Source organism: Aeromonas sp. QDB11 (assembly GCF_027705265.1).
GTDB lineage: Bacteria > Pseudomonadota > Gammaproteobacteria > Enterobacterales > Aeromonadaceae > Aeromonas > Aeromonas allosaccharophila.
In genome coordinates this window covers 24,978-50,788 of record NZ_JAPDBM010000026.1, presented here as the reverse complement: position 1 = coordinate 50,788, position 25,811 = coordinate 24,978, and the positions used below count along the sequence as shown (strand labels likewise).

Genomic DNA, 25,811 nt, shown 5'->3' with positions numbered 1-25,811 from the left:
ATGACTATGGCTACCGGACAATATCTGCTGTGGAAAGATGCTCAGGGACAGGCTTTTCGCCCCGTTGCACTGACCGGCACCGATCTGCTCAACAATCGATACCTCAACAAGGGCACAGCCTTCACCGAACAGGAGCGGGCCGATTTCGATCTCGACGGCCTGTTGCCCCCTCAGGTGCAAACCTTTGAAGCCCAGCTCGAACGGGTTTATGAAGGGTTCAAGAGTGCTTGCAGCGACATCGAGAAGTACCAGAACCTGCGGGCGCTGCAGGATCGCAACGAAACCCTCTTCTACGCTCTGTTGTCGCGCCATGTGGAGGAGATGACTCCCTACATCTATACCCCGACCGTCGGCAAGGCGTGTCAGGAGTTCAGCCACCGCTTCCAGAAGCCGCGTGGTCTCTATATCACTCCCGACAACGTGGATGACATGGGGATCCAGGCCCGCCACTTCGATGCCAAATCGATCCGCATTATCGTTGTCACCGACAGCCAGGGCATTCTGGGGATCGGCGACCAGGGGGTCGGCGGCATGGGGATCCCCATCGGCAAGCTGGCGCTCTATACCCTGGGTGCCGGCATTCACCCCGCCTGCTGCATGCCCATCGCGCTGGATGTGGGCACCGACAACCAGAAACTGCTCGATGACCCCATGTATCTTGGCCGCCCGCACAAGCGCATTCGTGGCAAGGAATATGAAGATTTCATCGACAAGTTCGTGCAGGGGGTCAAGCGTCACTTCCCCAATGCCGTGCTGCAGTGGGAAGACTTCAGCAAATCCAACGCCTTCAACAATCTGGCTCGCTACCAGCAGGCGCTGCCGTCATTCAACGATGACATTCAGGGCACCGGCGCCGTGGTGCTGGCCGGTATCATCGGCGCGGTCAAGGTCAAGGGTGAGACCCTGGGCCAGCAGAACTATCTGGTCTATGGCGCCGGTGCAGGTGGGGTCGGTGTGGCAGATCAGATCTGCGCGGGGATGATCCGCGAGGGGATGGATCCGCAAGCTGCGCGGGATCGCATCTACATTCTGGATACTCAGGGGTTGGTGTGCGACAACCGTGAGGGGCTCGACGAATACAAACGCCGCTATGCCAAGCCAGGTCTGCTGCTGGCGGGCTGGGATACCGAGGTGGCGGGCAAGGCCAATCTGGCCGATGTGCTGCGCCACGTGCCCATCACTGTGCTGCTGGGGACCAGCGGCTCGGGTGGTGCCTTCAAGGAAGAGCATATCCAGTTGCTGCAAAAGCACTGCGAGCGCCCCATGGTGTTCCCGCTCTCCAACCCGACCGCCAACTGTGAAGCGCTGCCGGAGGATATCTATCGCTGGAGCAACGGCAAGGCTATCGTCGCCACCGGCAGCCCGTTCAAGGATGTCGCTTTTGAGGGCAAGGATTACCGTATCGGTCAGGGCAACAACGTCTTTATCTTCCCCGGTGTGGGGCTGGCGGCGATTGTTAGCCAGATCCGCGAGATCACCCCGGATATCTTCACCACCGCCGCCTTTGCGCTGGCCGAGTGCGTGAGCGAGGAGGATCTGGCACAGGGCTCTGTCTATCCGCGTATTCGCGAACTGCGCAGCATTTCGGTGCATGTGGCGACCGCGGTGCTGAAAGATATCGTGCGCCGGGATCCCTCCCATTCGCTGATCGGGCAGGATCTGCAGCAGCATATCCTCCACCACATGTGGGAGCCGGTTTACCTGCCCTATCGTCGGGTATAGGTCACGTACGGGTTTTACTAACATATTGATAGTTAAGGGGGATGGCATGGCCATCCCTCTTTTTTACCGCTGTGTTCCGGTTTTGGTTGCCAGAGCGGGTAGCCAGATAGTGAGTTTGTCAGCATCGGGGTCAAGTTCCCGTGGTTTTCTCCACTTGGCGTACAAAACATCACCCTGTTGAATTCAATCTCAATAAACCGGGCAGAAAAACGATTGGCGTTCGCCACAATAATGCGTAAAATCGCATACTCGATGCTTGTAGCAACGAATCCCGCCTAAAAAGCCAGTTTCATGCCATCCCCAAGCAGTAAAAGGTAACAAGTGACGCGTTTGTGTTCATTTTGTGCCTTGAAAAAGTCTTGTGATAACTGAAAAGTGATAAATATCCCCATCAGTTATCAAAAAATTAAGGACATCCATGTTTTCCTTAGTCAAGCAAAGTATCGCCGGGCTGCAAATCCTGTTTGTCGCCTTCGGTGCCATGGTTCTGGTGCCCCTGCTCACCGGATTGAATCCCTCCATGGCCCTGCTTGGCGCTGGTGTAGGCACCCTGTTGTTCCAGCTCTGCACCCGCCGTCAGGTCCCGATTTTCCTCGGTTCCAGCTTTGCCTTCATCGCCCCCATCATCTACGCCACCCAGACCTGGGGATTGCCGTCCACCATGTTTGGCCTGTTTGCCGCCGGTTTTATGTACTTCATCCTGGCCGCGCTGATTCGCGTGCGGGGCATGGGCTTTGTGCACAAATTGTTGCCGCCCGTGGTGATTGGCCCGGTGATCATGGTGATCGGCCTCTCCGTGGCGCAGGTTGCCTGCAACATGGCGATGGGCCGTGCCGGTGGTGAGCAGGTGGTGCCTGCGGGAACTGCGCTGACGCTGGCCGGTATCTCGCTGGCGGTCACCCTGATTGCAGCGGTGTTCTGCAAGGGCTGGATCAAGCTGATCCCCATCCTGTGCGGTGTGATTGCCGGTTATGTCTCTGCCGTGCTGATGGGCCAGGTGAACTTCGACGGCCTGATCAACACCCCCTGGTTGGCGCTGCCTCACTTCGAAACGCCGGAGATAAACTGGGCCGCCGCCCTGTTCATGCTGCCGGTAGCGATTGCCCCCTGTATCGAGCATATCGGTGGCGTGCTGGCCATCGGTGGGGTAACCGGGCAGGATTACACCAAGAACCCGGGCCTGCATCGTACGCTGGCCGGTGACGGCATTGGTGTCTGCTTCGCCGGTTTCATCGGTGGCCCACCCGTGACCACCTACGCCGAAGTGACCGGGGCCGTGATGATCACCCGCAACTTCAATCCGGTCACCATGACTTGGGCCGCCGTATTTGCCATCATTCTGGCCTTCTTCGGCAAGTTCAATGCGCTGCTCACCTCCATCCCGATGCCGGTGATGGGCGGTATCATGCTGCTGCTGTTCGGATCCATCGCCGCCATCGGTCTCAAGACGCTGGTGGAATCTAAGGTGGATCTGGGGCTGTCACGCAATATCGCCATCGTCGCCGTGACCCTGACCGTGGGTGTCGGGGCGCTGGAGATGAAGATTGGTGACTTCGCGCTGGCCGGTGTTGGTCTGGCCTCCGTTGCCGCCATCCTGCTCAACCTGATCCTGCCGGCACACTCCGAAGAGGGTGTGATGGACGCCGCCAAGGATTGAGTGTCGCCAGACGTTCATTGTTGATTTGGAGAAGGCCACCTCGCGGTGGCCTTCTGTTTTTCGGGCCTGTTTTCGGCTCGGCTGAGCCCATCAGGAAGGTAATCTGGAAGCAGATGAGGAGGTTAGCACTCTCATTTGACGTATCTCTTTTCGTGACCTTAGCTAAAGGACAGGTTTGGCTCTGAGGTCTCCTTGAGCTATATGGGAAAATGGATGTTGGCGTTTTCAATCATTTCTCTCCCAAACCCCTGTCATGGAACGATGCGCCCCTTCTCTGCCACGGCGCTGTTGCACGGCACCGGTTTTATCCGCCCCTGTCCACACGCTTTTCTCATGCTGCTCTGGCATGTTTTCCCCCTCGATGTGTTGTGAGCCTCTCCCGCCAGTGGTGTTTTATCGTGCGCTGGCCAAATCCGGATCTGTTTGCTGCTGCACATGGGTGGGCGGCGAGCCGTGAAAGCCGGCATGACCCCTGGGGGTCAGACGTGCACCGCCATCGGTAATGGCGGATGTTCAGGGATGAATGGCAAGCAAAGCGAGGTTGCAATGAACTATCAACTGCTGTGGAAAAGTGCAATTTTTTCAGTCTCTTCCATGATGGCGATGAGCGCGGTTCAGGCGGCGCCACTTAACATGATGACCGAGGATTACCCGCCTTTCAACATGCAGGGTGAGGGGGGCAAGATTGTCGGGCTGTCGACCGAGGTGGTCGAAGAGTTGTTCAAGCGTGCCGGGGTCGAATACAAGCTGACCCTGATGCCATGGAAACGGGCGTACGAAGATACCCTGGGTACCCCCAATACCGCCCTCTACTCCACGACCCGTACCCCGGAGCGGGAAGCGCTGTTCAAGTGGGTCGGGCCACTGGTCAATAACAACTGGGTCTTCTTCTCCAGTTCGACCGCCAATATCACCGTCTCTTCGCTGGACGATGCCAAGCAGTATTCGGTGGGGGGTTATAACGGCGATGCGGCGGCCGAGTATCTCAAGGCGCAGGGATTCACCAAGTTGCAGCTGGCGGCCAACGACACCGCCAACGTGAAGAAACTGGAGGCAGGCCGCATCGATCTCTGGGCTACCGGCCAGTATCTGGCCCCCTATCTGGCCAACAAGGAGAAAGTCGCCAGTCCCAAGCAGGTCTTCGTGTTCAAGGAAACCCAGATGAGTTTGGCGTTTAACAAGGATACGCCCGATGAGCTCATCACCAGGCTCAACGAGATCCTGGCCGCCATGAAGGCGGATGGCACCATCGACAAGATCAATGCCAAGTACCAGTAACAGTACCAATAGCAGGTGCCACGCAAGGGCACTGCGCCGGCTGTCGTAAAAACCGGGAGGAAGCCATGGATTGGAAAAGTCTGACGTTCAGGATTGCCGTGTTGACCTCCCTGTCGGTGAGTCTGCTGCTGGTATTGTTTGGTGCCTACAACTACAACGCCGCCAGAGCGGAGAGCTACAGCAAACAGAGTGCGCTGGTCGAACAGGCCATCGGCCGGCTGCAGCTCTCCCTGCCCGGCCCGCTGTGGAATTATGAATCGACCTTCATCGAGGCATCGCTCAAGTCCGAGCTGGCGGCCGACATCCTCAGCGCTTTACTGGTGGTCAACAAGGAGAAGCTGGTGGCCGGGTTTGCCCGTGACACGGCGGGCGCCATTGCCCCCGTGACGGCCATGCCTGCCGATATCTCTGCCTATGGGGGATATGATCTGGTCTATGACGACAGCGGCCAGAAAAACACCGTGGCCCGATTGCTGGTGCAAACCAGTGATGCCGCCATTCAGGCCCACTTGCGCCAGCAGTTGCTTACCACCGTCTGGCAGATCCTGGTGCTCGATCTCTGCATCATCGCGTTGCTGATGGTGCTGATTCACCGCAATGTGCTCAGGCCACTTCATCAGATGAATCAGGCGGTATTTGACTTGGCCAGAGGGGAGGGGGATCTGACCCGGCGACTCAAGATCAACCGTCAGGATGAGATGGGGACGCTGGCCACCAACATCAACCACTTTATTGCCAAGCTGCAGGATATGGTGGCGGAGATTAATGAGCTGTCCGCCGGAGTGCTGCAAAATGCCGAACGCTGCGACACGCTCTCGGCAGATACCCGTATTGGCAGTGACGCCCAGCAGTCCGAGCTGGATCAGGTCGCCACCGCCATTACCGAAATGAGTCAGGCGGTGCAGGAGGTGGCTGGCAACGCGGTGAAAACCTCCGGCGCCACCGATGAGGCCAATCACTATGTGGAGCAGGGTTACCATCTGGCGGGCCATGCCAATGAGGCGATTCATCAGCTGGTGGGCGAGGTGGAGAGGGTCGCTACGCTGATGCGTACCCTATCGACCGAGAGCAGCAGCATCGGCACCATCATAGAAGTGATCAACGGCATTGCCGAACAGACCAATTTGCTTGCCCTCAATGCCGCCATCGAGGCGGCCCGCGCGGGCGATCAGGGGCGCGGATTTGCGGTGGTGGCAGATGAGGTGCGCACCTTGTCAGGCCGTACCCGCCAGTCAACGGAAGAGATCAGTGCCAGCATCAAGCGGCTGCAGCAAGCGACCCAGAATGTCGGGGCCGGGATGCAGCAGAGCCAAGAGAAGGCCTCCCGGGCCGGTGCCGAGGCGGCAGATGTGCAGGCTTCGGTGGAGAAGATAAAAAATCAGGTCAGCCTGATCCGCGAGATGAACATGTATATCGCCCAGGCATCGGAAGAGCAGCACTCGGTGGCGGAGGCTGTCAGTCACAGCGTCAACCGCATTGCGACGCTCAACAGCGAGAGTGCGGCCAGAGTGGCACAGGTTGCCGAAGCCAGCAGCGATCTGCGCCAGTTGTCGGCCCAGCTCGACACCTTGCTCAAGCAGTTTCGGGTCTAGTCAGTCAACTTTGCCCCTTTGCCCCGCCGATGATGTCGTTGCATCCTGCGGGGCCGGTTCTCTTTATTGTGCGGAGCGGCGAGATGTTGTGAGGGACAGGGCCCCCTGTCCGGTCGTGGAGCTTTTAGCCATGCTCACGCCGCTGTTCCGTTGAGATTGGCATGGCTGCGACGCGTGGGCATCGCAGCATCATGCTCTACCCGATACGCAGTCCGACAACGCTGGACGCATATTTTCATTTTCCCCGCTCATGCCTGCCTGCATCTATTGTGCCGCTGATCTCGACCCTTTAGAATTTCGTTTAATTACAGCGAGTCCTGAGCCGCCATCTGGCTTTATCAGGTGTGGAATCCCATCTTCTTCATGATGAACGCAAATAACAGGTGGTTGGTATGACGGGGGTTGCGCCAGGCAATAACATATCAGCCTATCACTTCGGTGATTATGTCTTTGATGTCAAAAGGCGAGAGCTGATCTTCTGTGCCGACAAGGGCAACTTGCAAAGCGCTCGGGTGGTGCGTTTGTCATCGGCAGAGAGCCTCATTTTCAGCTATCTGCTCGATCACCATGACGAGGTGTGCGACAAGGATCTGTTGCTCGAAATCGGCTGGTTGGGTCGCCCCATCAGCCCCAACTCACTGAACGTGGCCATCGCCAATATTCGTCGCCACTTCACCTCATCCCCCCAGACGCTGGATATCAGAAGTACCCCGAAAAAAGGGTACTCCCTGCATCTTAACTGCAAGATGAAGAGCTATTACGGCAAGGCACTGCCAACAGAGAGTGAGCCCTTGCCCGAGCCGATGAGCGAGCCCACGCCTGCAGCGGCTGCGCAGCCACCGTCGACATCACCAAGCTCCGACCACGAGGTCATCAAAGAGCCTGCTGCTCCCCGTTCTTTTGGTGAGCGCGCCAAACTTGCCTTTCTCAGCGGTATCGGGCGGCCAATGCTGGCAAGGGGCCTGATATACGTCAATCTGCTACTGGCTGTGCTGGTGGCGTTTGTCGCCAGCTATCTCCATTTCGAGTGGCTCCATGTGCACTGCACCGACTCGCCGACCGGCGTTGTTTGCCAGATGGAGGCACGGAGCGATGTGCCACCAGTCAAACCGGCATCGCTGGTGCTGGTCTCCGGCCACCAAGTTCGCGTGCTTTCCTATAAAGAGCTCGAAAAAACGCTGTAAGGGATCTCTGATGAAACGAACGCTGAAAAATACCTTGCTGCTGTTGCCACTGCTTGTCGTGCTGCTGTTTGTGGTCGGGATGTTTATCAACAGTCTGGGCTGCCATTACGACCTGAAAATGTCGGCCAATGGAGTCAACTATCACGGGGTGTGCCGCTGGGGCAAAATCACCGTGATCGAAGAGGAGGAGGCGACCAGGGAGAAGTGGCGAGTGACCGGTTTTCAACTGACCTTCTTCAACCAGCTTGTTTACCTCATCGACAGTCGTACCCAACTGCACGAATCGGGTAACGATGACTCCTATCTCAATGAGTACAACCTGATCCAGTCGCAATATGCGCTGGTCAACTATGCCTGGGTGCCGCTGACTGAAAACAAGGTGGCGATCTTCCAGCGCGATCCGGTGCATGAGGTCGTGATTGCCCAGCGAGATGGCTGGTTCGATCTCTACCGCTGGTTCTTCCCCCCGGCACCGCTGGTGCCTGTTCAACCGCAAAGCGCAGGCGCGGGGTGACTTGCTAGTTTCTGAGCAGTTTGCACCAGGGGCCGGTGACCTCGCAGTGGCCGGTCTCGTCACTGTTTTGCCAGCCCAGTCGATGGTAGAAGGCTAATGCCGCCGTATTGCGGGTCGCCACCTTGAGCGAGCCGCGTGGCGAATCAGCGAGGCCCCGCTCAAGCAGGGCGCGCCCGATCCCCTGACCGTGCCAGTCGCTTGACACATAGAGGTGATGGACGAAGTGATCGGGCTGCCAGATGGCGATAAACCCGCAGATATTGCCCCCCTGTTCGGCTACCCACACCTGTTCACCTTTGGTCTGTTCCTCGAAATCCTCGAGCTGGAAGCGGGCGGGATCGACCCAGTGAAAGGTGTGGCGGCGGCTCTTTAAAAACAGCCGGGCCAGTTGGGGAATGTCTTGTTCTTCCATGAGCCGGATCATGATGACCTCCCGGGTCAAGTCACTGTTCGCTGAGGCAACCGCCTGGCGGCAGCTTAATCTGATGCAAATGACAAGGGTGTGATTAAGCTCTGTCCATTGTATTTGCCATGGGGCTATACTGCCGGAGTCCCATGTATGGATGGCTTGAGGATCGCTGATTTATGGACAATAAACAGATTGAAGGCAACATTTTTGTTCCGGCGCACATAGACGATGTCTGGCACGCCTGGACCACCGAGAGCGGTCTGCGCAGCTTTCTGGCTCCCGAATGTTTGATGGTGGCCGAACCGAATGGCCCTTTCGAGATCTACTTCAGGCCTGATGCTCCCTTGGGTGAGCGTGGCAGCGAAGGGTGCCGGGTCATGGCCGTCATGCCCTATGACCTGCTCAGTTTCAGCTGGAATTTCCCGCCCAGCCTGCCCCATATCCGCCAGCAAAAGACTCAGGTTTGCCTGCGTTTTGTGCCGGAAGGGCAGGGCACTCGCCTCTACTTCCTCCAGAGCGGTTGGGCCAATGATCCGGATTGGGATCAGGGTTATGCCTATTTTCGGGAAGAGTGGCTGGAGACCAGCCTGCCACGGTTGCAGTACCGTTTTACCCATGGCCCCATCGACTGGAATAACCCCCCCGACAAGACGCAGCTGAAGGCACTGGCCCAGTAATCCCGGATATCAGACGTAAAAAAAAACCGGCCAAAAGGCCGGTTGAAACAGTTCAGGCTTGTCAGGTGACAAACGTATCCAGCGGATGAGAGTCGCTTTCCACTCCTTGTGAAGCACAACACTCTTGGTTACGTGCGGCTACTTTATGCCATTCACACTGAATCGAGGCTGAACCATGGATCATCCCGCCTCGTTCCCCTCTTCAATCAGATAGTGATCCCCATCGACTGGCGCAAGTAAGCGCCCGCACCGAGCAGCCCCGGCCCTTCATGGGTGATCAGGAACACCGGGATCGCCTTGAGGTAGGACTTGAAGCGCCCCTTGTCTTCAAAGGCGACTCGGAAACCGGAACCGGTAAAGAACTCCTGGAAGCGCGGCACTATGCCACCTGCGATATAGACGCCGCCAAAGGTGCCCATATTGAGGGCCAGATTGCCGGCAAAGCGGCCCATCAGCACGCAGAACAGGCTCAGGGTGCGACGGCAATCGAGGCACTCCCCGGCCAGTGCGCGCTCGGTAATGTCTTTGGGGGCAAACGGTTCGGGCTCACGGCCATCGGATTTCACCAGCCCGCGATAGAGATTGACCAGACCCGGGCCGGAGAGGAAACGCTCGGCCGAGACATGACCCAGTTCGCCACGCATCACCTGCAGCACCGCATCTTCCTCTTCGCTGTTGGCGGCAAAATCCACATGACCCCCTTCACCCGGCAGACTCAGCCACTGCTCGCCCGCCTTGACCAGATGCGCGACCCCAAGGCCGGTGCCCGCGCCATAGATGGCGATGGGTTTGCCAGCCACCGGCGCCGCGCCACCCAGCTGAATTCGATCCGATTCAGCCAGTACCGGCACCGCCATCGAGACGGCGGTGAAGTCGTTGATCACCTGCAGGCGAGCCAGCCCGAGATTGCTCTGCATCTCGCTGATGGAGAACTCCCAGCTGTGGTTGGTCATGGCGACCCAGTCACCGTTGATGGGGCAGGCGATGGCGATGCAGGCTTCACCCACCGCTACCTTGTGTTCGTCCAGATAGAGACGTACCACGGCTTCAAGGCTGGGATGGGCCAGACCTGAGTAGGTCTTTGCCTGAGAGATAGTACCGGTGGCCAGCTCACACAGGGCCAGACGCGCATTGGTGCCGCCGACATCGCCGACCAGCGCATGGGTATGCTGCATAACAACTCCTTCGTTACAGGATGGGGACGACCGTGGTGTCCCGAGATTATTGTTGGATTATGACGGCCCATTCTATCCGAGCCGGGCCCCGCTCACCCGCCGGATCGATACAAACGTGCGCCTGCTCACAGTGTTGTTGCTTTGCAACATTTGTAAGCGCTTTCACGGCAAGGTGACGTTTTGTAACGAAAAGTACGAAATAATTAGAGATGAGTCATACTTTGTATGGCAGGCGTTAGTGGCCATAACCGCTTGTCTTGTATAGTCCTTAGCTTGATTGGAAACCTGCTTAGCCGTAGATTGAGTGCAAAGACACTGAAGCTAAATTACAAAAACGCCTGGTGGTGATGATGAATACCCTTGATAAAATTACGAACAACTTGGAAAGTTTCAGTAAATCAGAACGCAAGGTTGCCGAGGTGATCCTGGCGTCTCCCCAGACCGCTATCCACTCCAGCATCGCCGCCCTGGCCAAGATGGCCGACGTCAGTGAACCGACCGTCAACCGCTTTTGCCGCCGTCTCGATACCAAAGGCTTTCCCGATTTCAAACTTCATCTGGCCCAGAGCCTGGCCAATGGCACCCCTTACGTAAATCGTCATGTGGAAGCGGAAGATGGGCCGGATACCTATACCGCCAAGATTTTCGAATCCACCATGGCTTGTCTGGATGCCGCCAAAAACAGCCTGGATATCTCCGCTATCAACCGCTGCGTCGATATCCTGACCCAGTCCAAGAAGATCAGCTTCTTCGGCCTTGGTGCCTCCTCCGCCGTTGCCCGCGATGCCCAGAACAAATTCTTTCGCTTCAACATTCCGGTAGTGAGCTTTGACGATATCGTCATGATGCGCATGAGCTGCATCAACAGCAGCGAAGGGGATGTGGTGGTGCTCATCTCCCACACCGGCCGCACCAAGGCGTTGGTCGAGATCGCCGCGCTGGCCCGCGAGAACGACGCTACCGTGATCGGCATGACCGCCAAGGATTCCCCGCTGGCCCGCGAGTGCAATCTGGTGCTCTCCATGGATGTGCCGGAAGATACCGATGTCTATATGCCGATGGCATCCCGTATCGCCCAGCTGGCGCTGGTGGATGTGTTGGCGACCGGTTTTACCCTGCGCCGGGGGATGAAATTTCGCGAAAATCTGAAGAAAGTAAAAGAGGGATTGCGCGAATCCCGCTTCGAAACCCCGCACTCTTCCTGAACAGTCGGGGGCTCCGGCCCCCGACTGTCTATGCCACCCGCCTTGGTGTAGTATTGTAATTTAATAACAAAAACCACCCAGATGGTTTGTAAACGGGTGCATCGAGCCATGGGCTTGATGGGGCAGAATCTCAAGTCATATCAACTTCATATTGGAGTCTTTCATGCCTAGACGTACAAAGATTGTAACCACACTCGGTCCGGCTACCGACCGCGAAGGGATCCTCGAAGGGATCATCCGCGCCGGGGCCGACATGGTGCGGATGAACTTCTCTCACGGCACTGCTGAAGACCATATCCTGCGCGCCAATCAGGTGCGTGACATCGCTGCCAAGCTCGGTCGTCACGTCGCCATCATGGGGGATCTGCAAGGCCCGAAAATCCGTGTTTCCACTTTCAAGGATGGCAAAATTTATCTGGCCATCGGTGACAAGTTTATTCTCGACGCTGCACTCGGCAAGGGTGAAGGTTGTCAGGAGCAGGTCGGTATCGACTACAAGAGCCTGCCAGACGATGTGGTACAGGGCGACATCCTGCTGCTGGACGATGGCCGTGTGCAACTGAAGGTCGAGCAGGTTGAAGGCACCCGAATTCACACCACGGTGACCGTGGCCGGGCCGCTCTCCAACAACAAGGGCATCAACAAGAAAGGGGGCGGCCTCTCCGCTCCGGCCCTGACCGAGAAAGACAAGGAAGACATCAAGACTGCTGCCCGCATGAATGTGGACTATCTGGCTGTCTCCTTCCCGCGCTGTGGCGATGATCTGCGCTACGCCCGCGAGCTGGCCCGCGAAGCCGGTTCCAATGCCAAGATCGTGGCCAAGGTTGAGCGCGCCGAAACCGTCGCCACCGATGAGGCGATGGAAGACATCATCCTCGGTTCCGATGCTGTGATGGTCGCCCGTGGCGATCTGGGGGTCGAGATCGGTGACCCCGAGCTGGTTGGCGTACAGAAGAAGCTGATCCGCCACTCCCGTCGTCTCAACCGTGTGGTGATCACCGCGACCCAGATGATGGAGTCGATGATCAATGCGCCGCTGCCGACTCGTGCAGAGGTCATGGACGTGGCCAACGCCGTGCTGGATGGTACCGATGCGGTGATGCTCTCTGCCGAGACTGCTGCCGGTCAGTTCCCCATCGAGACCGTGACCTCCATGGCGAGCGTCTGTGTCGGTGCCGAGAAGCACCCGAGCCTGAACGTCTCCAACCACCGCATGAGCTACACCTTCACCTCGGTAGAAGAGGCTGTGGCCATGTCCACCATGTATGCGGCCAACCACCTGGAAGGGGTCAAGGCGATCGTGGCACTGACCGAATCCGGTACCACCCCGCTGCTGATGTCCCGTATCAGTTCCGGTCTACCGATCTTCGCCATGTCTCCCCACAACAAGACCCTGGCCTGGACCAATCTCTACCGTGGCGTCACTCCGGTGATGTTTGACGGTGACGAGGCCAAACCGGTCTACGAAGTGTGCCGCGACGCGCTGGCCGTGCTCAAGGAGAAGGGGCTGCTGCAAAGCGGTGACATGGTGCTGCTGACTCACGGTGACAAGATGGAAACCGTGGGTAGTACCAACACCTGCAAGGTGATGATGGTCGAATAAGCCCGTCCGGTTTTACTGTGCTTAACAAGGCTGCTCCTCTTTGATGAGCAGCCTTTTTGTTAACTGCTGTCGGGCTGTTGCGGGATAAACAGGACTCAATGATTGCTTAACCAGATTCCCCTTCCGATAATGCGGGAGTGATTTTCAGCGGGTAGCCTGTTGTAGGTGATCGCACCAGGTAACCCAGACACTCGACAATACGGGAGTGAAAAAATGAACAAGCGTAACTGGTTGCTGGCCTTGTCACTGAGTCTGGCCTTCTCACCCTGTTATGCCGACTGGGCCAAGCTCAAGGCCGCAGCGTCCGATCTCGGAGCGGCAGTGAGCGAGACCAGCAAGGAGGTGTGGCAGGATGTCAGCGATTTTTCCAAAAAGAGCTGGGCTTCCATCTCTGCATGGGGTGAAGAGGCGTTCAATACCGCCGGGGTCTGGACCGACAAGAGCATCGCGACCGGCAAGGAGTGGCTGAAGGCAGCCGACAAGGAGCTCAACGAGATGCTCAACCCCAAGACGGCGAAAGAGGCGAGGATCGCGCTCAATACCATGGCCGACATTGCGCTGATCCGGTTGTTCAACGAGCAGCCATCAGCCAAGTTGTTGTTTGACAAGGCTTATGGCTATGCAGTGTTCGATTCGCGCAAGTTCTCCCTGATGCTGCATACCAATCAGGGGGCCGGGGTGGCAGTCAATCGCAAAACCGGCAAGCACACCTATATGAAGATGTTTGGCGCAGGTCTGGCTGCAGGGATTGGTGGCAAGTTCTATCAGCAGGTGATCCTGTTTGAAGACAAGGCCAGATTCGATGCCTTCGTGACCCAGGGGTGGGAAGCTACCTCCGAAGTGGGTGTGGTGGCCGGCAAGGAGAGCGCCGAGCTGACCGCCAAATACAATGGCGGCATGGCCATCTACCAGATTGGCGAGAAGGGCCTGTTGTTTGATGCCAATATCTCCGGCTCCAAATACTGGATCGACAAGGATCTGACCCAGTAATTGATCGTGCTTTGAGCGATCGCAAATTTTTCTTTGTTCACAGTGAGTTGCTATCTGTTTAAACGCAGCAACTTGCAGTAAAAGAGGGCCACTGGCCCTCTTTTACGTGGGCGCCAGCAAGATTTATCAACTGAACAAGGAGAGTGGCATGGTACAAGCAACGGAACCGGGTGGGATGGCGATGAGCCCGAGTCGAGAGTGGGACAAGCAGAGTATCTATCTGCGTCTGCAGGATGGCATCCCCATGGCCTTCTGGGTCAAGGGGGAACAGGTCTTTCCCCTCGAACCCGGCCCGGCAGGATCGGAATACCGGGGGCATGTTGGCTGGGGGCAGGCCGATGAGGCGACGATGGCCCTGGCGCAGGCGATTGTCGCCAGGCTGGTGAAGGAGGGATTGATCTCGCCCGAACGGGCAGTGAGCCGTGCGGGTTACCTTCACGATGAAGTGCTGGTCAAACTACCCGCCGGAGAACATTACGATCTGCATCTTAGCTATCTGAGGCTGTTATTTGGTGAGGATGGCGTACCGCGCCCGTGAGTGATGCGGGTTCCTCATCAGAGCTCTGCGAATACCCTATTCCCCTGGCTTGAGAGTATTTTTCCTGATTGGCACTTTTATTGCTTTAAGCCAGTCAGCGTCAATGATTTGTCTGGGGATGGAAAATGGAAATTAGTGCAAGCAGCCTGATGCAAGAGATGCAGGCGCTCAAGATCGAAGCAGGCGCAACGCCGCTGGCACAACCCGGTCGTCAGGTAACCTCCGACTTTGGTCTGCTGCTGCAACAGGCGCTTGGCAACGTCAACGAGCTGCAAGGGGCCGCCAATGACCTGCGTACCCGTTTCGATATGGGCGACAAGTCGGTGGATCTGGCCGAGGTGATGATCGCGGGCCAAAAATCGTCCATCGCCTTTGAAGCCACGGTACATGTACGCAACAAGATGGTCGATGCCTACAAAACCATCATGAACATGCCGGTATAAGCGACGCCAATAAACCATGACGACTGAACATCATGAACATGTCAGCAATAAGGACATAAATCGTGGCTACTGACCAAAACGGCGATCTGCTGATAAACGATGAGGGCACCGCCGCCCTCGATGAAAATGAGCAGAAGAGTTCGGCGCTGGGCTTCCTGTCCAACACCGATGTGCTGCGGCAAATCACCCTGATCCTGGGGCTTGCCATCTGTCTGGCCATTGCGGTGTTTATCCTGCTGTGGGGCAAGGAGCCGGACATGCGTCCCCTCGGCACCTACACCACCCAGGAGCTGGTGAAGACTCTCGACTTCCTCGATCAGCAGAAGATCCCCTACGAGGTAGATGGCAAGAGCGTGCTGGTCAACGCCGAAAGCTACCCCACTATCCAACTGGCCCTGACCCGTGCCGGTCTTGCCAATGCCACCGATAGCAACATCGGTGGTGAAGATATCCTGCTGAAAGATTCCAGTTTCGGCGTCAGCCAGCGGATGGAGAGTGAACGTCTGAAGCTGAGCCGCGAGCGCCAGCTGGCGAGCGCCATCGAACAGTTCCAGAATGTGGCCAAGGCCCAGGTGCTGCTGGCTATCCCGAAAGACAACGTGTTTGCCCGCAACGAACGCAAACCCAGTGCCACCGTGGTGCTCAACCTGAAAGGGGCGGCGCTGGGGCAGGGGGAGGTGGACTCCATCGTCGATATGGTGGCCTCTGCGGTACACGGCCTTGAGCCGACCCGGGTGACCGTCACCGACCAGAATGGCCGCCTGCTCAACTCCGGCTCGCAAGACCCGATCTCGGCCCAGACTCGCAAAGAGTTTGCCATGCAGCAGAAGCAGGAGCTGGAGTACAAACAAAAAATTGACGCCATCCTGATCCCGGTGCTGGGGGCCGACAACTATACGGCGGAAGTGGATCTCTCCCTCGACTTCTCCCAGCAGGAGCAGACCCGCAAGACTTACAACCCGGACCTGCCTGCTGTGCGCTCCGAGATGACCATGGAAGAGAACAGCGCCAGCGGCAGCAACGGTGGTGTGCCTGGTGCACTCTCCAACCAGCCCCCTGCCGCCTCCAATATTCCCGAGGAGGCGACCGGTGGTGATGGTGCCAGCGCTGCCGCTTCTGGCCGTTCCCGCAAAGAGGCGACTCGCAACTTCGAGCTGGATACCACCGTCAGCCATACCCGTCGCCAGATGGGTGGCATTCGCCGCATGACCGTCTCGGTTGCCGTGGATTACAAAGCGGTACCCGGTGCCGACGGGGCCGTGACTCGTGAGGCGCGCACCCAGGCAGAACTCGATACATTGCGCCGTTTGCTGAGCGGTGGCCTTGGCTTTGATGTGACCCGCGGTGATACCCTTGAGGTGGTCGCGATTCCGTTCAATCGTCCAGAGCTGGATACCGTGGCCGAGGTGCCGCTCTACGATCAGCCCTGGTTCTGGCGTGCGGTGCGGATTGCCGCCTCGGTACTGGTGATCATCGTCTTGATCGTCACCGTGGTTCGCCCCATGCTCAAGCGACTGCTCTACCCGGATGCCAAACCGGAAGGGGAAGTGGATTTCGACAACCACACCGTACTGGGTGGCGACGACGAGTTGAGCCTGCTGTCAGCACAAGTCGAGAACGATCAGGTATTTGGTGTACGCGATGGCCAGCTGAAACTGCCGGATCTGCACCGTGACGAAGACTTGCTCAAGGCGGTGCGTGCGCTGGTAGCGAACGAGCCGGATCTGGCCGCTCAGGTCATTAAAGAATGGGTAACGAACAAAGATGCCTGAAGAAAAGAAGAGTCAAGTCACCGGCAATGACATCACTGACAGTCAGCGCCAGATCCTCGACCAGATGTCGGGGATGGAGATGGCTGCGGTGTTGATGCTGAGCCTCAATGAAGAGGATGCCGCCCAGATCTTCCGTCATCTCGAGCCCAAGCAGGTGCAGCGGCTCGGTATGTCGATGGCCTCCATGTCCGACTTCAGTCACGATCGGGTGGCGGCGGTGCACCGTCAATTCATCGACGATATCCAGAAGTACACCAACATCGGTATCGGCAGCGAAGACTTCGTGCGCAAGGCACTGGTGGCGGCCCTTGGCGAGGACAAGGCGAGCAACCTGGTGGACCAGATCATTCTCGGTTCCGGCGCCCGCGGCCTCGATTCGCTCAAGTGGATGGATGCCCGTCAGGTGGCCAGCATCATCCAGAACGAACACCCGCAGATCCAGACTATCGTGCTCTCCTATCTGGAGCCGGAGCAATCCGCCGAGATCCTGAGCCAGTTCCCGGAGCAGGTGCGTCTGGATCTGGTGATGCGTATTGCCAACCTCGAAGAGGTACAACCGGCGGCACTGCAAGAGTTGAACGACATCATGGAGAAACAGTTCGCCGGTGCCGCTGGTGCTCAGGCAGCCAAGATGGGCGGCCTGAAGGCTGCCGCCAACATCATGAACTATCTGGATACCAATATCGAAGGCCAGTTGATGGACTCCATCCGCGAGTCGGACGAAGAGATGAGCCAGCAGATCCAGGATTTGATGTTCGTGTTCGAAAACCTCATTGATGTGGACGATCGCGGCATCCAGACCATGCTGCGGGAAGTGCCGGGGGATCTGCTGCAACGCGCCCTCAAGGGCTCCGACGATCAGATGCGCGAGAAGATCTTCAAGAACATGTCCAAACGGGCGGCCGAAATGCTGGCGGACGATCTGGAGGCCATGGGGCCGATCCGGGTCTCCGAAGTGGAAGCGGCCCAGAAAGAGATCCTCTCCATCGCCCGTCGTCTGGCGGATGCTGGCGAAATCATGCTGGGTGCCGGTGGCGGCGAGGAGTTCCTCTAAGCCATGGCCCATAAACCGAATTGCGATGCCAAACCCGCATCAGGCAGTGGTGAGGAGCCGCGCAAAGCATGAACAACAAACTGCGTGGGTATGTGCGCCCCGAGGGCGATGATGCCCGGGTTGAGACCTGGGGCTGGCCCGAGATGGAGGTCGAGGTAGAGGCGGGAGCGCCTACCAATGCTCTTGGTCTGGCCCCTGACTGGTATCAGCAGGAAGAGGAGGTGGTGGAGCCGGAGCCCGAACAGGAGCCGGCCCCGAGCATCACCGCCGAAGAGCTTGACGCGATCCGTCAGGCCGCCTGGGAAGAGGGGATGGCCGAGGGGCGCGAGTCCGGTTATGCCAAAGGGATGGAAGAGGGCAAGCTGGAAGGCTTGCAACAGGGCCACTCTGCCGGTCTCGAACAGGGGCGCGAGGAGGGGCTGGCCATGGGCCGCGAGCTGGTGGAGCAGGAGATCGCCCACTGGCAGGGGCTCGCCGCCCGCCTTGCCAATCCGCTTAACGAGTTGGATCAGGCGGTGGAGCAGCAGTTGGTCTCGCTGGTGATGCAACTGGCCCGCGCGCTTATTCGTCACGAAGCGGAGACCTCCCCCCGCATTCTGCTGGAGGCGCTTAAAGAGGGGCTGGCCTTGCTGCCTGCCGCCGAACAGGGGGTGACTCTGATGTTGCATCCCGACGATATAGCGCGAATCGAACAGGCATTTGGCGCCGAAGAGTGCGCCAAGCGCCACTGGCGATTGCAAAGCGATCCCACCCTTTCCCCCGGCGATCTGCAACTGGCTACCGAGCTCTCCAGCATCGATCTGACCCTCTCCGGTCGCATCGATCAGTTGCTGCGCAACTTCTTGCGGGACAATGCGTCGCAGAAACCGGCTTCGCAGGACTCACGCCCATAACCGATGCCGGACGTTGCTGTCCGGCTGCACTTTTTAGCTTCCAGGAGGCCAGATGAGCGGCTCGCTACTGAACCGGTTGCAAGGGTACAAGGTACGCGACAGCGCCCCCAAACCACCGGTTGCCGGCAAATTGACCCGGGTGGTGGGGCTGACCCTCGAAGCCATCGGTTGCCGCGCCGCCATAGGTGCGCTCTGCCGGATCGATACCCAGGACGGCATGCTGGAAGCAGAAGTAGTGGGCTTCTCCGGCGATCGCCTGTTTCTGATGCCGAGCGAACAGCTCAAGGGGGTGATCCCCGGCGCCCGGGTGGTGCCCATCACCGAAGAGCACGGCATTCCGGTTGGCATGAACCTGCTTGGCCGGGTCATCGACGGCATCGGTCAGCCACTCGATGGCCTCGGCCCCATTCTCTCCTCCCAGACCGTGCAGTTTGCCCAGCATCGCATCAATCCGCTCTCTCGCCGTCCGATCCATCAGCCGATGGATGTGGGGGTTCGCGCCATCAACGCCGTGCTGACGGTCGGTCAGGGCCAGCGGATGGGGTTGTTTGCCGGTTCCGGTGTTGGTAAATCGGTGTTGCTGGGCATGATGACCCGCGGCTCGGTGGCGGATGTGGTGGTGGTCGGCCTCATCGGTGAACGGGGCCGGGAAGTGAAAGAGTTTATTGAAGATATTCTGGGAGAGGAGGGGCGTGCCCGCTCCGTGGTGGTGGCGGCTCCCGCCGATGCCTCGCCGCTGATGCGGCTCAAGGGGTGTGAAACGGCGCTGGCCATTGCCGAGTATTTTCGCGATCAGGGGCTTAATGTGCTGCTCTTGATGGATTCACTGACCCGTTACGCCCAGGCCCAGCGTGAAATCGCGCTGGCGGTGGGCGAGCCGCCAGCGACCAAGGGCTATCCACCGTCGGTATTTGCCAAATTACCGGCGCTGGTGGAGCGGGCGGGTAACGGCAGTGATGGTCAGGGCTCCATCACCGCTTTCTTCACCGTGCTGACCGAGGGGGATGACCTGCAAGACCCCATTGCCGATGCGGCGCGGGCGATCCTCGATGGCCATATCGTGCTGTCGCGCGAGCTGGCCGATGCGGGCCACTATCCAGCCATCGATATCGAGAAGTCCATCAGCCGGGTCATGCCCATGGTCACTTCGCCGGAACATATGGATCTGGCGCGCACTCTCAAGCAGTTCTACTCCCTCTATCAGCAGAACCGTGATCTCATCACCATCGGTGCCTACAGTCAGGGCTCCGATCCGCGCATCGACCGCGCCATCATTCAAAAACCCTATCTGGATCAGTTCTTGCAGCAGGGTATGCGTGAGGTCATTCACTACGATGATGGCCTGCAAGCCTTGCAGATGGTGGCGATGCCATTGATGCGCTGATGATGGACGGTAACAGAGAGGTCGACGATGAGTAGAGGACTGGTGTTGTTGGCCGAACGGTTGGTGGAGGCGGAGCAACAGTGTGCGCTGGCGCTGGTGAAGGCGCAGCAGGATCTCAAGCTGTTCATGGAACAGCAAAATGCCCTCAACCAGTACCGCCAGATCTATCACCAGCAGTGGACCGATCGCGGCCTGCAGGGGATCTCGCCCCAGCAAAACAGCCAGTATCACGCCTTTATCAACAAGCTCGAACAGGCGGCGACCCAGCAGTACGAAGGGGTGCTGCAGGTGCGTCAGGCGCTGGAGCTGCGCCGTGAAGAGTGGCTGGCGGCCCAGCAGCGGCGCAAGGCGGTAGAGCTGCTGCTGGAGAAGCAGGCGAGCCGCGAGCAGCAGAAAGCCCAGCGTCAGGAGCAGAAGATGCTGGATGAGTACGCCATGTTGCGGCGCTTTCATCAATCTGGCCTGTAACTTGCTTTGATCTGGACATTGTCGGCGGCCAACTCTTTGGGGGCCACCAGAATTCAGGGATCCCATCATGATGCAGACACTGTTGACACAAACGCCTTCGGCTCCGGCCAACGGGTTGGACAAAGCGCCTCTGAGCGGTTCCGTCGAGAGCAAAATCATCGATGGGGGGGCGGGCAGTGACAGCAAGGGGGATTTCGCTACCCTGATTGCCAAGGCTCAGAACTGCGAACAGGGCGCCGCCGAGGCCAGTCAGGGCGATAACAATGTCCGATCAGCCAAATCTTTGGCGACCGAGAGCGCCTCTCCCAACGAGGAGGCCAGCAAGGAGCAGGATCCTGACACCGACAGTAAGGTTGAAGAGGTTCCCGCCACCGACTTTCTGCTGCGTCTGCAAGACTCCCTCAAGCTCGATACCTCGCTAGTGACTCCCCAGCTGGCGGTGGCGGCCCAACAGAGCGCCACTGCGCTAGACGGCAATCCGTTGCCGCAAGAGGGTGAGCAGGAGGGCATTGCGCTTGATGAACGCGAGCTGGCCCCTGCCGCAGCCAGGATCGCCCGCCAGCTTGCCGCTCAGACCGAGGCGCAATCGCCGCTGGCCACGACCTCCCAATCGACTCCTGAAACCACCGTATCGCCCTCTGCGGCGCGAGTGGTGGTGCAGGGCGACGCATCCTCCGCCGTTCTCTCCCCCGCGGCCCTCTCCTCTGAGGGAGAGAAAGCCGCGACCACTGCGGATGAGCAGTCCGGGGAGAAAGCCTCTGCCAAGGGAGAAACCCCCGCGGATGGCAAGCACACCAAGCCCCTCACGGGGGCTGAGCGGATGGCCCAGCTGGCCAAGGTGCTGCCGGTCGATGAGTCGGCCAGTAGCACCAAACCCGCTGAGTCACTCGCAACAAAAGAAACGGACGACAGCAAATCCGACTCCGCTGCCAGCAGCGCCGTGACCAGCAAGGGACAGACGGCGCAAGCCGCGACTCAGGGGGCTGCGCTCAAGGCATTCAGTGAGGGGCTCAAGCAACCTGATGTGGGCACCGTAACCACTGCCACCACCGCAGAGGACAGTGGTGCGGCTGGCAAGGGGGCAGAAAAGAGTGCCGCCGAGGGAAGTCAGCAGCCAGCCACTACCACAGTAACCAATCAAGGTTCGGCTAACGTGACGACGGCGCAAAGTGCCGCAGCCCAGAGCAGCGTGACGTCAAATACCACGACTCAGACCGATAGCGCTGCCGCGCCCGTGATGGTGGCGCCGCAGCAGATGTTGGCGCAGGCCGAATCTCAGGGGCCGCAAGCGCCGCTGTCGAGCATTTCAGCCGGTATCAAGCAGATGGAAGTGACGGGCACCGACGAGGTGCGCAAAGCGGTGCAGCTGGAGGTGAAACCGAAGGCCGGTGAGGCGGAGAAGAGTCTTGTCACTACGACATCGAGCAGCGAGAGCAGCCAGAGCCAGACCGTACAGCATGGCCAGAACAGTCAGCCCCAACCCCAGGTGGCCGACAGCCGGGCGCCCGCCACCGAGGGCATGCTGCGCCGTGAACCGCAGAATTTACCCCATTTGAAGCTGGCCAGTCAGGAAGCGCCTGCCGAATTGCACCAGAAGGTCAACGTGATGCTGGCCGAAAAACTGCAACAGGCGGAAATTCAGCTCGACCCCCTCGGCCTTGGCAAGATGAAGATCCAGATCCAGATTGGGGCCGACAGCCAGGCCAACGTCCATTTCGTGGTACAACATGGACAGACCCGCGAGATGCTGGAGCAGGCGATGCCCCGGCTGCGTGACATGTTGGCAGGGCAGGGGATCCAGCTTGGCCAGACGCAGGTTCAACAGCAGTCGCAGCAACAGCAACAACAGGGTCAGCCTACCTTTAGCGGGCAGGGGCAGCAGGGTCAGAGTGGCGGTCAGTCACATGCCGGTAACGGGCTGGTTGAGGGTGAACCCACCACTGCCAACCTCAGTTTGCTGGTGGAATCGACAAACGGTTCCGGAATTGATTTCTATGCTTGATGCAATCCCGAGTAAGTTTATGATATCGAACAAGTTTGAGACTAGGGTGGACAAGGGATGGCTGACGATAACGAGTTGACGCTAAAAGACCCGGCTGCGGGCAAGAAAAAGAAGCTGATCATTATCATTGCCCTGGCGGTTATTTTGCTGGGCGGTGGCGGTGCTGGTGCCTTCCTGATGCTCTCCGGTTCGGAGAAACCGCCCGCTGAAACGGCGGAGGGTGCAGAGGGCAAGCCCAAGGTGGAAGCGCCTCAACCCTCCCTGTATGTGGGGATGCCACGACCCTTTGTCTTTAACGTCGCGGGTGCCCAGCGGGATCGACTGGTGCAGATCAAGATCCAGCTGATGGTGCGCGGTGCTGCCGATGAAACGCTGGCCAAACAGAATATCCCCCTGATTGAAGGTACCTTGCTGCGGGTATTCAGTGCAGCCAGTGCCGAACAGCTGATGACCTTCGAAGGTAAAGAGAAGCTGCGCAAGGATTCACTGGAAGAGTGCCGTCGGGTGCTCAAGGACCTGGTCTCTTCCCCCGTTATCGAACAAGTGCTGTTTACCGGCTTTGTGATGCAGTAGGTGGAAGCGTGAGCGATCTGTTAAGTCAGGACGAAATTGATGCCCTCTTGCACGGTGTCGATGATGTCGAAGAGGAAGAGATAGGCTCGGCGGGGGATCCCGGCGTTGCCCAGTTTGACTTCTCCTCCCAAGACCGCATCGTCCGTGGTCGCATGCCGACGCTGGAGCTGGTGAACGAACGTTTCGCCCGCCATATGCGGATCAGCCTGTTCAACATGATGCGTCGCACCGCCGAGGTCTCCATCAACGGCGTGCAGATGCTCAAGTTTGGCGAGTATGTCCATACCCTGTTTGTACCGACCAGTCTCAACATGGTGCGCTTCCGCCCGCTCAAGGGGACGGCGCTCATCACCATGGAGGCCCGGCTGGTCTTCATCCTGGTGGAGAACTTCTTCGGTGGCGATGGCCGTTATCACGCCAAGATTGAAGGGCGCGAGTTCACCCCGACCGAGCGGCGGATCATCCAGATGCTGCTCAAACTGGTGTTCGAGGATTACAAGGATGCCTGGGCGCCGGTGATGGACGTGGGCTTCGAGTATCTCGACTCCGAGGTGAACCCGGCGATGGCCAACATCGTCAGCCCGACCGAGGTGATCGTGGTCAGCTCGTTCCACATCGAGCTCGATGGCGGTGGCGGCGACTTCCACGTGGCGATGCCCTACTCCATGCTGGAGCCGATCCGCGAACTGCTGGATGCCGGTGTGCAGAGTGACAAGGGTGATACCGACGTGCGCTGGAGCAAGGCGCTGCGTGACGAGATCATGGACGTCAAGGTTGGTCTGCGCGCCAAGCTGCTGGAGACCGAACTTACCCTGCGTGAACTGATGGAGCTGCGACCCGGCGATATCATCCCGGTCGAGATGCCGGAAAATCTGCTGGTCTATGTGGAAGATTTGCCCACTTTCCATGCCAAGATGGGCCGCACCAAGGACAATGTGGCGCTCAAGATCACCGACAAGCTCAAGCGCCCGGAAGGGGTCAAGACAGAGATGCATCTGGTGACCCGCGGCGGGGTACGAATTGATGGCGAGGCCGAGCTGGAAGAGCTCGAGCGCAGCATAGAAGATCAACAGCGATAATCGACGGTTTATTGCGGTAAACGGTCACGAAGTAGCATAAGGAAACAAGATGAGCGGAACTGAGGAAGAGGATTTGATGGCTGATGCCTGGGCTGCGGCGCTGGAAGAACAGGTGATTGCTGAAGCCAAGCCAGCCCCGCTTGAGGAGCTGACCGACGATGCCCCCATCAGTGCCGAGGAGCGACGCAAGCTCGACACCATTCTCGATATCCCGGTCACCATTGCCATGGAAGTGGGCCGCAGCCAGATCAGCATTCGCAACCTGCTGCAGCTGAACCAGGGCTCGGTGGTAGAGCTGGATCGCGTTGCAGGCGAGCCGCTGGACGTATTGGTCAACGGTACCCTGATCGCTCACGGCGAGGTGGTGGTGGTGAACGACAAGTTCGGTATTCGTCTGACCGATGTTATCAGCCAGATTGAACGGATCAAGAAGCTCAAATGACGCGCCTTCTGTTGTTATTACTGCCTGTTCCGGCCTTTGCCGAGACAGTGGCATCCGCCAATGCGCCCACTCTGAGCTCCTGGTTGCTCTCCAGTCTGATGGTGATCGGCCTCATTCTGGTGCTGGGCTTTCTGCTCAAGAAGAGCAAGCTGGCGACCGCTATGGGGGGCGGCCAGATGCGGGTCATCGCCTCGTTGCCGGTGGGTTACAAAGAGAAGCTGCTGGTGGTCAAGGTAGGGGAACAGCAGTTGCTGGTCGGCGTAACGCCGCAGCAGGTCAACTTCCTCTATCGACTGGAACAGCCGCTGGATGAAAATCAGCCGCAGGCGTTTTCACAGCAGCTTGGCAAATTGATGGGCAAGCATGAAAAAAGCTAACGGCTTATTGCTGAAAACAGGGCTGCTGGTCGGCCTGCTGATCCCCCTGTTCTGCTCTTGGCCCGCGCTGGCACAGGATGCCATGTCGGCGGTGACCGTCAAGACCATGGGGGATGGCTCTCAGGAATACAGCCTGACCCTGCAAGTGCTGGCGCTGATGACAGCGCTCTCCTTCTTGCCGGCCATGGTGATCATGATGACCTCGTTTACCCGCATCATAGTGGTGCTGGGTATCTTGCGTCAGGCGATCGGTCTGCAACAGAGCCCCTCCAACCAGGTGTTGATCGGCATCGCCCTGTTCATGTCGTTCTTCATCATGTCGCCAGTGCTGGATCGCATCAATGATGAGGCGCTGCAGCCCTATCTTGCCGAGACCATTCAGGCAAAAGAGGCGCTGGAGCGGGCCGAGTTGCCCATCCACCAGTTCATGTTGGCTCAGACCCGGATCAAGGATCTCAATACCTTTATGGAGATCGCCAACGTGCAGGTGGAGAAACCGGCCGATGTGCCGTTGCGGGTGTTGATCCCGGCCTTTGTCACCAGCGAGCTGAAAACCGCCTTCCAGATTGGCTTTATGCTGTTCTTGCCGTTCTTGGTCATCGATCTGGTGGTCGCCAGTATCCTGATGGCGATGGGGATGATGATGCTCTCGCCGATGATCGTCTCGCTGCCCTTCAAGCTGATGCTGTTTGTGATGGTGGATGGCTGGAACCTTATTCTGGGGTCGCTGGCCAACAGTTTCGGACTGGGTGCCGGTTAGCCGGTCGAGCGCAAGGAGCC

The 25,811-nt window shown here is 58.5% G+C and carries 24 protein-coding genes and 1 pseudogene; 23 read left to right on the top strand and 2 right to left on the bottom strand.

Going from position 1 to position 25,811, the window contains the following annotated elements:
* Window positions 1-6: 6 nt before the first annotated feature.
* The 6 genes from OKC40_RS10895 (at window position 7) to OKC40_RS10870 (ending at window position 7,947) form a co-directional block, all read left to right on the top strand.
* The gene (locus OKC40_RS10895) at window positions 7-1,722 is read left to right on the top strand and encodes an NAD-dependent malic enzyme (protein ID WP_042060575.1); all 1,716 of its coding nucleotides are present in this window, start codon (window positions 7-9) and stop codon (window positions 1,720-1,722) included.
* A 418-nt stretch (window positions 1,723-2,140) separates the two neighbouring features.
* Window positions 2,141-3,379, top strand: a complete 1,239-nt coding sequence (locus tag OKC40_RS10890) for a uracil-xanthine permease family protein (RefSeq protein WP_270795200.1) — start codon at window positions 2,141-2,143, stop codon at window positions 3,377-3,379.
* A gap of 546 nt (window positions 3,380-3,925) precedes the next feature.
* A complete protein-coding gene (locus tag OKC40_RS10885; RefSeq protein ID WP_270795198.1) occupies window positions 3,926-4,657 on the top strand; it encodes a substrate-binding periplasmic protein in 732 nt (243 codons plus the stop codon).
* Window positions 4,658-4,722: 65 nt separating this feature from the next.
* Complete coding sequence (locus OKC40_RS10880; protein WP_270795196.1) at window positions 4,723-6,249, top strand: methyl-accepting chemotaxis protein; 1,527 nt, start codon at window positions 4,723-4,725, stop codon at window positions 6,247-6,249.
* Between the two features lie 392 nt (window positions 6,250-6,641).
* The gene (locus OKC40_RS10875; RefSeq protein WP_270795195.1) at window positions 6,642-7,433 is read left to right on the top strand and encodes a winged helix-turn-helix domain-containing protein; all 792 of its coding nucleotides are present in this window, start codon (window positions 6,642-6,644) and stop codon (window positions 7,431-7,433) included.
* A 10-nt stretch (window positions 7,434-7,443) separates the two neighbouring features.
* Window positions 7,444-7,947 carry a hypothetical protein gene (locus tag OKC40_RS10870; RefSeq protein WP_270795193.1) on the top strand — a complete coding sequence of 168 codons (504 nt, stop codon included), beginning with the start codon at window positions 7,444-7,446 and terminating at the stop codon, window positions 7,945-7,947.
* A gap of 4 nt (window positions 7,948-7,951) precedes the next feature.
* Here the strand turns inward: OKC40_RS10870 and OKC40_RS10865 are convergent, their stop codons facing one another.
* Window positions 7,952-8,371 (bottom strand): GNAT family N-acetyltransferase, encoded by a 420-nt coding sequence (locus tag OKC40_RS10865; RefSeq protein WP_042060563.1) that lies wholly within the window; start codon window positions 8,369-8,371, stop codon window positions 7,952-7,954.
* A gap of 161 nt (window positions 8,372-8,532) precedes the next feature.
* Here OKC40_RS10865 and OKC40_RS10860 point away from each other — a divergent pair, with 161 nt between their 5' ends.
* Window positions 8,533-9,033, top strand: a complete 501-nt coding sequence (locus OKC40_RS10860; protein ID WP_270795190.1) for an SRPBCC family protein — start codon at window positions 8,533-8,535, stop codon at window positions 9,031-9,033.
* A 206-nt stretch (window positions 9,034-9,239) separates the two neighbouring features.
* Here OKC40_RS10860 and glk read toward each other — a convergent pair.
* Window positions 9,240-10,211 (bottom strand): annotated as a pseudogene (gene glk, locus OKC40_RS10855) (glucokinase); the annotation flags it as partial.
* Window positions 10,212-10,558: 347 nt separating this feature from the next.
* Between glk and OKC40_RS10850 the strand changes: the two are divergent.
* From OKC40_RS10850 to fliP, 16 genes are all read left to right on the top strand, one after another.
* Window positions 10,559-11,413, top strand: a complete 855-nt coding sequence (locus OKC40_RS10850; protein ID WP_005334759.1) for a MurR/RpiR family transcriptional regulator — start codon at window positions 10,559-10,561, stop codon at window positions 11,411-11,413.
* Between the two features lie 163 nt (window positions 11,414-11,576).
* Complete coding sequence (gene pyk, locus OKC40_RS10845) at window positions 11,577-13,016, top strand: pyruvate kinase (RefSeq protein ID WP_270795189.1); 1,440 nt, start codon at window positions 11,577-11,579, stop codon at window positions 13,014-13,016.
* Window positions 13,017-13,229: 213 nt separating this feature from the next.
* The gene (gene befA / locus OKC40_RS10840; protein WP_270795188.1) at window positions 13,230-14,006 is read left to right on the top strand and encodes a beta cell expansion factor BefA; all 777 of its coding nucleotides are present in this window, start codon (window positions 13,230-13,232) and stop codon (window positions 14,004-14,006) included.
* Between the two features lie 148 nt (window positions 14,007-14,154).
* Entirely contained in the window at window positions 14,155-14,544 is a 390-nt protein-coding gene (locus OKC40_RS10835; protein WP_270795187.1) for a hypothetical protein, read from the top strand.
* Between the two features lie 125 nt (window positions 14,545-14,669).
* A complete protein-coding gene (gene fliE, locus OKC40_RS10830; RefSeq protein WP_270795186.1) occupies window positions 14,670-14,987 on the top strand; it encodes a flagellar hook-basal body complex protein FliE in 318 nt (105 codons plus the stop codon).
* Between the two features lie 62 nt (window positions 14,988-15,049).
* Window positions 15,050-16,759: a flagellar basal-body MS-ring/collar protein FliF gene (gene fliF / locus OKC40_RS10825; protein WP_005334750.1), complete on the top strand. Its 1,710-nt coding sequence runs from the start codon at window positions 15,050-15,052 to the stop codon at window positions 16,757-16,759.
* Window positions 16,752-17,813, top strand: a complete 1,062-nt coding sequence (gene fliG, locus OKC40_RS10820) for a flagellar motor switch protein FliG (protein ID WP_005334749.1) — start codon at window positions 16,752-16,754, stop codon at window positions 17,811-17,813. Before fliF ends, fliG begins: the two co-directional genes overlap by 8 nt.
* Before the next feature lie 68 nt (window positions 17,814-17,881).
* Complete coding sequence (fliH, locus tag OKC40_RS10815) at window positions 17,882-18,706, top strand: flagellar assembly protein FliH (protein WP_270795185.1); 825 nt, start codon at window positions 17,882-17,884, stop codon at window positions 18,704-18,706.
* Between the two features lie 52 nt (window positions 18,707-18,758).
* Entirely contained in the window at window positions 18,759-20,090 is a 1,332-nt protein-coding gene (gene fliI / locus OKC40_RS10810; protein ID WP_042060547.1) for a flagellar protein export ATPase FliI, read from the top strand.
* Between the two features lie 27 nt (window positions 20,091-20,117).
* Complete coding sequence (gene fliJ / locus OKC40_RS10805) at window positions 20,118-20,558, top strand: flagellar export protein FliJ (RefSeq protein WP_270795183.1); 441 nt, start codon at window positions 20,118-20,120, stop codon at window positions 20,556-20,558.
* 67 nt (window positions 20,559-20,625) lie between these two features.
* Window positions 20,626-22,560 (top strand): flagellar hook-length control protein FliK, encoded by a 1,935-nt coding sequence (locus tag OKC40_RS10800; RefSeq protein WP_270795181.1) that lies wholly within the window; start codon window positions 20,626-20,628, stop codon window positions 22,558-22,560.
* 57 nt (window positions 22,561-22,617) lie between these two features.
* Complete coding sequence (fliL, locus tag OKC40_RS10795) at window positions 22,618-23,133, top strand: flagellar basal body-associated protein FliL (RefSeq protein WP_234663191.1); 516 nt, start codon at window positions 22,618-22,620, stop codon at window positions 23,131-23,133.
* 8 nt (window positions 23,134-23,141) lie between these two features.
* A complete protein-coding gene (fliM, locus tag OKC40_RS10790; protein WP_111807799.1) occupies window positions 23,142-24,212 on the top strand; it encodes a flagellar motor switch protein FliM in 1,071 nt (356 codons plus the stop codon).
* Window positions 24,213-24,261: 49 nt separating this feature from the next.
* Window positions 24,262-24,654 carry a flagellar motor switch protein FliN gene (gene fliN, locus OKC40_RS10785; protein ID WP_042011648.1) on the top strand — a complete coding sequence of 131 codons (393 nt, stop codon included), beginning with the start codon at window positions 24,262-24,264 and terminating at the stop codon, window positions 24,652-24,654.
* Window positions 24,651-25,031 carry a flagellar biosynthetic protein FliO gene (gene fliO, locus OKC40_RS10780; protein ID WP_197931083.1) on the top strand — a complete coding sequence of 127 codons (381 nt, stop codon included), beginning with the start codon at window positions 24,651-24,653 and terminating at the stop codon, window positions 25,029-25,031. The genes fliN and fliO overlap by 4 nt, the downstream gene beginning before the upstream one ends.
* Window positions 25,018-25,791: a flagellar type III secretion system pore protein FliP gene (gene fliP, locus OKC40_RS10775; protein ID WP_270795178.1), complete on the top strand. Its 774-nt coding sequence runs from the start codon at window positions 25,018-25,020 to the stop codon at window positions 25,789-25,791. The genes fliO and fliP overlap by 14 nt, the downstream gene beginning before the upstream one ends.
* The last annotated feature ends 20 nt before the right edge of the window (window positions 25,792-25,811 follow it).

What these genes read in the sequence shown, in the direction of transcription:
- fliJ (WP_270795183.1), top strand. Translation starts at nt 20,118, where the DNA reads ATGAGTAGAGGACTGGTGTTGTTGGCCGAACGGTTGGTGGAGGCGGAG.
- OKC40_RS10875 (WP_270795195.1), top strand. Translation starts at nt 6,642, where the DNA reads ATGACGGGGGTTGCGCCAGGCAATAACATATCAGCCTATCACTTCGGT.
- fliG (WP_005334749.1), top strand. Translation starts at nt 16,752, where the DNA reads ATGCCTGAAGAAAAGAAGAGTCAAGTCACCGGCAATGACATCACTGAC.
- fliI (WP_042060547.1), top strand. Translation starts at nt 18,759, where the DNA reads ATGAGCGGCTCGCTACTGAACCGGTTGCAAGGGTACAAGGTACGCGAC.
- OKC40_RS10885 (WP_270795198.1), top strand. Translation starts at nt 3,926, where the DNA reads ATGAACTATCAACTGCTGTGGAAAAGTGCAATTTTTTCAGTCTCTTCC.
- OKC40_RS10870 (WP_270795193.1), top strand. Translation starts at nt 7,444, where the DNA reads ATGAAACGAACGCTGAAAAATACCTTGCTGCTGTTGCCACTGCTTGTC.
- OKC40_RS10895 (WP_042060575.1), top strand. Translation starts at nt 7, where the DNA reads ATGGCTACCGGACAATATCTGCTGTGGAAAGATGCTCAGGGACAGGCT.
- fliO (WP_197931083.1), top strand. Translation starts at nt 24,651, where the DNA reads ATGACGCGCCTTCTGTTGTTATTACTGCCTGTTCCGGCCTTTGCCGAG.
- fliH (WP_270795185.1), top strand. Translation starts at nt 17,882, where the DNA reads ATGAACAACAAACTGCGTGGGTATGTGCGCCCCGAGGGCGATGATGCC.
- OKC40_RS10850 (WP_005334759.1), top strand. Translation starts at nt 10,559, where the DNA reads ATGAATACCCTTGATAAAATTACGAACAACTTGGAAAGTTTCAGTAAA.
- OKC40_RS10860 (WP_270795190.1), top strand. Translation starts at nt 8,533, where the DNA reads ATGGACAATAAACAGATTGAAGGCAACATTTTTGTTCCGGCGCACATA.
- befA (WP_270795188.1), top strand. Translation starts at nt 13,230, where the DNA reads ATGAACAAGCGTAACTGGTTGCTGGCCTTGTCACTGAGTCTGGCCTTC.
- OKC40_RS10835 (WP_270795187.1), top strand. Translation starts at nt 14,155, where the DNA reads ATGGTACAAGCAACGGAACCGGGTGGGATGGCGATGAGCCCGAGTCGA.
- OKC40_RS10890 (WP_270795200.1), top strand. Translation starts at nt 2,141, where the DNA reads ATGTTTTCCTTAGTCAAGCAAAGTATCGCCGGGCTGCAAATCCTGTTT.
- fliP (WP_270795178.1), top strand. Translation starts at nt 25,018, where the DNA reads ATGAAAAAAGCTAACGGCTTATTGCTGAAAACAGGGCTGCTGGTCGGC.
- OKC40_RS10865 (WP_042060563.1), bottom strand. Translation starts at nt 8,371, where the DNA reads ATGATCCGGCTCATGGAAGAACAAGACATTCCCCAACTGGCCCGGCTG.
- pyk (WP_270795189.1), top strand. Translation starts at nt 11,577, where the DNA reads ATGCCTAGACGTACAAAGATTGTAACCACACTCGGTCCGGCTACCGAC.
- fliN (WP_042011648.1), top strand. Translation starts at nt 24,262, where the DNA reads ATGAGCGGAACTGAGGAAGAGGATTTGATGGCTGATGCCTGGGCTGCG.
- OKC40_RS10800 (WP_270795181.1), top strand. Translation starts at nt 20,626, where the DNA reads ATGATGCAGACACTGTTGACACAAACGCCTTCGGCTCCGGCCAACGGG.
- fliE (WP_270795186.1), top strand. Translation starts at nt 14,670, where the DNA reads ATGGAAATTAGTGCAAGCAGCCTGATGCAAGAGATGCAGGCGCTCAAG.
- OKC40_RS10880 (WP_270795196.1), top strand. Translation starts at nt 4,723, where the DNA reads ATGGATTGGAAAAGTCTGACGTTCAGGATTGCCGTGTTGACCTCCCTG.
- fliL (WP_234663191.1), top strand. Translation starts at nt 22,618, where the DNA reads ATGGCTGACGATAACGAGTTGACGCTAAAAGACCCGGCTGCGGGCAAG.